Genomic DNA, 5,251 nt, shown 5'->3' with positions numbered 1-5,251 from the left:
GTAATAACTTCGTATAGCATACATTATACGAAGTTATACGACCGTGCATCCGCGAGTCGATCGAGCGCGCGGTCGCTTACATGTTGAGCGCGCACCTGAACGACGATCCGCGGCGCGTGCGCGAAGTGTCGGCCGCGATCGTGCGCGAGTTGTTCGAGGCCGAATTCGCGGGGCTCAAGCTGCGCACGCACAGCCTCGCATCGATGAAAACGATGATCGACGGGATGGCATGCGAAGGCGACGACCAGTTGCGCGCGGCACTCGCACGCGGCGGCCCGCTGATGCTCGCCGGGCTGCACTTCGGCAACCTGATGCTGTTCGTCACGAAGCTGCGCTTCATGATTCCCGACGACCGCAAGCTGATGGTGATCCTGCACCGCGACGCGCCGGGCGCGTTCTTCGACGATGCGCTGCGGCTCGTCGCCGAGTACGGCGCCGGCGAAGTCGAATTCATCGACATCGAGGAGCGCGTGCATCTGCGGCGGCTGATCACGAGCCTGCGGCGCGAGGCGCCCGTGTTTCTGCTGTTCTCCGACTTGCACGGCAAGTTCGGCAAGACCAATCGCTGTCGGCTCGGCGGGCGCTGGGTGCGGATGGCCGGCGGCGGCGTGAAGCTCGCGGTCGAGCAGGGCATTCCGCTGCTCGTCGCGTATGCGACCGGCGTGCCGTTCCGCGATCGATGCGCGGTGCATTTCACCGAGCTCGCGGCCAGCCCGCTTGCACCGATGCTCGGTACCGACGACGACGCGTCGCCCGTGCGCGCGACGCACCAGCGCATCGTCGACCGTCTCGAGCAGGCGCTCGTGCGCCAGCCCGAGCAGTGGCATTTCTGGGAACACTTCACGCCTTACCTGATGCCGACGCCGCTGCTCGATGCGGCCGCGCGGCGTCGCTCCTGACGAGCCCGCCCCATGCCGACCTGGAATTCCGCCCTCCGAGAACAGAAGCCGTCGCGCAAGCTCGCGCGCGGCACGACCTTCGGCACCGTGATTCACGGCGTCGTGGACGTGCCGGTGTCGATGCGGTTCTTCTGCTACCTGTCGCTGGCGATGTTCGCGATGTTCGTGACCGCGCTCGTCGAGCTGAGCTACGCGAACACCGAGAGCGTGTCGGGGATGCTGACGCCGCGCTCGGGGCTGATCGGCGTCGGTGCGCCGCCGGGCTGGGCGGTGCGCGACGTCTACGTCGGCAAGGATCAGCACGTGAAGGCCGGCCAGCGCCTGCTCGCGGTGACGCGCGACACGAGCTTCGTCAGCCAGGCGAACAACGTGCAGGGGATGCGCGCGGCGCTCGACCGGCAGCGCGTCGAGGTGACGCAGCAGATCGATGCGGCGCGGCTCGAATACCGGTCGTCGGTGCAGCAGATCAATCAGCAGATCGCCGCGCAGGGCGAGAGCCGCGGGCTGATCGACCGGCAGATCCAGGACCAGAAGCGCATCGTCGACGAGTATGGCGAACGGCGCGCGCGCGTGAAGCAGTTGCTCGACGAACAGGTCGTGACGCTCGAACAGTACAACCAGGTCAACACGCAATACCTGCAGGCCGGCCAGGCGTACCAGGACCTGCTGCTGCGCCGCGCCGAACTCGCGAAGAACGCGATGAAGCTGCGCGGCGATCTCGACACGATGCAGAGCAAGTACGACGGCGCGAACGCGGAACTGAAGATCAAGCAGGAGGAGCTGAACGCGAAGGAATACAACATCGACGAGAACGTGAACCAGGTGCTGTACGCGCCGGCCGACGGGCAGATCGTGCGGCTCGACGTCGTGCAGGGCGGCGTGATCGATCCGCCCGGCACGCGTGTCGTCGAGATCCTGCCCGCGAAGGCGGACGGACTGATCGCCGAGGTCTACATTCCGTCGTCGAAGGCCGGCTTCGTGAAGAAGGGGCAGGAGGTGAAGGTTGCGTACGCAAGCTATCCGGTGGAGAAATTCGGCACCTATCGCGGCAAGGTGCTGTCGATCTCGCCCGTCGCGTTCTCGGCGAAGGAACTGAACCTGCCCGGCGATGCGGCCGTGCCGCAGACCTACTTCAAGACCTGGGTCGAACTCGCCGACCGCACGCCGTCGTTCGATGGTCGGCCGTTGTCGCTGCGGGCCGGGATGATGCTGAAGGCGGACATCGTGCTGGAGCGTCGCAGCCTGCTCGAATGGCTGTTCGAGCCGTTGTACCGGATTCGCCAGCGCCTGTTCGGCGTGCCGGCCTGAGCCGATGGGCAATCGCGACACCCGCCGCCCCCGCGCGCGGCCGGGCACCGTGCGTCCGCTGTCGCGCTGGCTCGGCGCGACGCTGTTCGCATGCGCGGCCGCCGCGCACGCCGCGCCGCAGCCCGACGGCGACGCCCCACCGCGCTGGCAGGCCGGCGCCGACGGGATCGGCTTCTGGCCGGGCGGCGATGCGGCTGGCTTCGATGCGAGCGCATGGATGACCGATGCGGGGCCGGCGCGCGGCGCACGCAACGAAGCTTCGGGCGACGAGCGGCAACCCGATACCATTCCGCTGACCGCCCGCAAGATCACGCTCGGGCAGCGAACCGGCGCGGCAGCGCGCGCCTGCGAGGCCGCCGGCGACGCGGGCGCGGACGGCATCGGCTTCGACGACGGCCGTACCGGCGGCGGCTGCGATCCGGCCGCCACGCACGATGCACCGGCCGGCGACGCAGCGGCGCGCGGCGTCGTCCATGCCGACCGGATGCCGTACGAACTGCATCCGGTCGATCCATCGCGGCTGCCCGATCTGCCGGCCGCGCAGGCGCCGCCCTTGCTCGAGCAACTGATGGGCGACGACCGCAACATGGTCGGCCTCGGCTGGCACTTCGTCGGGACGACCGGACGCTCGACGCCCGTGACGACGCGCACCGACGCGCTCGGCCTGAACAGTTTCCAGAACGCGGGTTCGAGCCTGTCACTCAGCAATACGAACACGCTGGCGTTCACGTTCACGCATTTCGTCTCGGAGCACTGGGCCGCCGAACTGGGCGCCGGCATTCCGCCGGTGCTGACGTTGCGCGGGCACGGCAGCATCGCGCTGCCGCTCGACCGCATCTTTGCCGGCGTCCACGGGCGCTTTCCGCTGATCGATCTCGGCAACACGCAAAGCAATCCGCTCGCGACCACGCGGGCCTGGCTCGGCTCGGTCGTGTTCAAGTACTACCTCGGCGAGCGCGACGACCGTTTCCGTCCGTTCGCGGGCATCGGCGTCAGCTACACGCGTTTCACGAACACGAACCTGAACCCCGTGTTCCAGCGCAAGCTCGCATCGCTCGGCGGGCTGCTCGCGGCCGGCGCGGACATCGGCAGCCTGCAGTCGCTGCTGCTCGATCCGGCGCTGTTCCAGCGGATCTGGGATGCCGGCGGCGACCTGCTGCTGTCGGGGCGGACCAATGTGTCGGCGAAGGTGAAGAGCGTCTGGGAGCCGGTGTTCACCGTTGGCGCGAGCTACCAGATCACGCGCCGGTTCTGGCTCACCGGGATGGTGACCTACATCCCGCTGCGCACCCGGATCACGCTCGACATCAACCAGCCGAACCGCCTGCTGGCGTCGAATACGTTCGATATTTCGGCGAACCCGGTGCTGGCCACCGTCCTGCTGAACTTCCGCTTCTGACGGCGTAGCCGGCCATTTTCATGAATTTGACGCGCGACGCTGGGATAATGATCGAGTTTGGCTGCGTCAATGATGGAAGGAGGCCCCATGGGCGACAACGATACCCGCACCGAGACCGACAACCGCACCGAGACGCGCTCGATGGAGGAGCGCCAGCGCCGTTTCGAGGAAGATCTCGTCGACGCCTACGACGAAGAGCTCGAGATGGAACTCGACGACCGCCGCTTCGACAATGGTGAGGACGTGCTGTTCTCGCCCGAGCGTCGCGAGGCGCGTAAGGCGTATTTCCGCGAGTTGTTCCGCTTGCAGGGCGAACTCGTGAAGCTGCAGGACTGGGTCGTGAACACCGGGCACCGGCTCGTCGTCCTGTTCGAGGGGCGCGATGCGGCCGGCAAGGGCGGTGCGATCAAGCGCATCACGCAGCGCCTGAACCCGCGCGTGTGCCGGGTGGCCGCGCTGCCGGCGCCGAACAACCGCGAGCGCACGCAATGGTATTTCCAGCGCTATGTCGCGCATCTGCCGGCAGGCGGCGAGATCGTGCTGTTCGACCGCAGCTGGTACAACCGTGCGGGGGTCGAGCGCGTGATGAATTTCTGTACCGACGACGAGTACGAGGAATTTTTCCGATCGGTGCCCGAGTTCGAGAAGATGCTCGTGCGCAGCGGCATCCAGATCGTCAAGTACTGGTTCTCGATCACCGACCACGAGCAGGAACTGCGCTTCCAGAGCCGGATCGAGGACCCGCTGAAGCAGTGGAAGCTGAGCCCGATGGACCTCGAAAGCCGCCGCCGCTGGGAGGCTTATACGGCCGCGAAGGAAGAGATGCTGCAGCGCACGCATATTCCGGAGGCGCCGTGGTGGGTCGTGCAGGCCGTCGACAAGAAGCGCGCGCGGCTGAACTGCATTCACCATCTGCTCGGCCAGGTGCCGTATCACGAGGTGCCGCGCCCGACGATCGACCTGCCGCAGCGCGAGCATCACGAGGATTACATTCGCCGGCCGGTGCCCGACAACATGATCGTGCCGGACGTGTATTGAGCGGTTCGGGGCGGCTGGACCGGCCAGGGGAGGCGCGCCGTGCAACGCGGCGCGCGGTCTTCTATCGAGCGAATCCAATCACAGGTCGGGGAAGCCGGAGCGTCCTTGCGTCAGGTCGAACAGTTCGGCCCTTGCCGCGGCTTCGGCGGCTTCGGGCAGCTTGATCACGAGCTTTACCGTCATCCCGTACGCGCTGTCCACTAGCGCGTAACCCGCCTGTTCGATCCAGCGGCGCACGCGTGCCTCTTCCGGGTAGCCGATCTCGATCGCGAGCCGCGTGTGCCGAATGCGCTCGACGCGCTCGGCATCGAGCAGCGCCGACGCGATCGCATCCGTGTACGCGCGCACCAGCCCGCCCGCGCCGAGTTTCACGCCGCCGTAGTAACGCACGACCGCGCCGAGCACGCCGTCGAGGTCGTGATGACGCAGCACTTCGAGGATCGGCCGGCCCGCCGTGCCCGACGGCTCGCCGTCGTCCGACATACCCGACTGGCCGCCCGCCAGCAGCGCCCAGCACACGTGGGTGGCCGCCGGATGCTCGTCGCGCAGGCGCTGCAGCACCTGCATCGCGGCATCGCGGTCCTCGACGGGAACCGCGTACGCGATG

The 5,251-nt window shown here is 67.4% G+C and carries 5 protein-coding genes; 4 read left to right on the top strand and 1 reads right to left on the bottom strand.

Annotated features, from left to right (window positions below; all coding sequences use genetic code 11):
- The first annotated feature begins 35 nt into the window (after positions 1-35).
- From JMF90_RS22905 to ppk2, 4 genes are all read left to right on the top strand, one after another.
- A complete protein-coding gene (locus JMF90_RS22905; protein ID WP_201325460.1) occupies positions 36-899 on the top strand; it encodes a hypothetical protein in 864 nt (287 codons plus the stop codon).
- Positions 900-911: 12 nt separating this feature from the next.
- Positions 912-2,207, top strand: coding sequence for an HlyD family secretion protein (locus JMF90_RS22900; protein ID WP_011547879.1), 1,296 nt, complete (start codon positions 912-914; stop codon positions 2,205-2,207).
- A 4-nt stretch (positions 2,208-2,211) separates the two neighbouring features.
- Positions 2,212-3,606, top strand: coding sequence for an OmpW family protein (locus JMF90_RS22895; RefSeq protein ID WP_011547878.1), 1,395 nt, complete (start codon positions 2,212-2,214; stop codon positions 3,604-3,606).
- An 87-nt stretch (positions 3,607-3,693) separates the two neighbouring features.
- Positions 3,694-4,644 carry a polyphosphate kinase 2 gene (gene ppk2 / locus JMF90_RS22890; protein ID WP_011547877.1) on the top strand — a complete coding sequence of 317 codons (951 nt, stop codon included), beginning with the start codon at positions 3,694-3,696 and terminating at the stop codon, positions 4,642-4,644.
- A 78-nt stretch (positions 4,645-4,722) separates the two neighbouring features.
- Here ppk2 and JMF90_RS22885 read toward each other — a convergent pair whose 3' ends face one another.
- Positions 4,723-5,250, bottom strand: a complete 528-nt coding sequence (locus tag JMF90_RS22885) for a YigZ family protein (RefSeq protein WP_236598023.1) — start codon at positions 5,248-5,250, stop codon at positions 4,723-4,725.
- Position 5,251 lies beyond the last annotated feature (1 nt).

It is taken from the genome of Burkholderia sp. E168m23, from assembly GCF_016586125.1.
Lineage (GTDB): Bacteria > Pseudomonadota > Gammaproteobacteria > Burkholderiales > Burkholderiaceae > Burkholderia > Burkholderia orbicola.
Note: the sequence above shows the minus strand (reverse complement) of the source record. Positions and strands in the feature narration are given on the sequence as shown.

Bases quoted from the DNA above. Each gene is read 5' to 3' on its own strand.
- JMF90_RS22900 (WP_011547879.1), top strand. From the start codon at position 912: ATGCCGACCTGGAATTCCGCCCTCCGAGAACAGAAGCCGTCGCGCAAG.
- JMF90_RS22895 (WP_011547878.1), top strand. From the start codon at position 2,212: ATGGGCAATCGCGACACCCGCCGCCCCCGCGCGCGGCCGGGCACCGTG.
- ppk2 (WP_011547877.1), top strand. From the start codon at position 3,694: ATGGGCGACAACGATACCCGCACCGAGACCGACAACCGCACCGAGACG.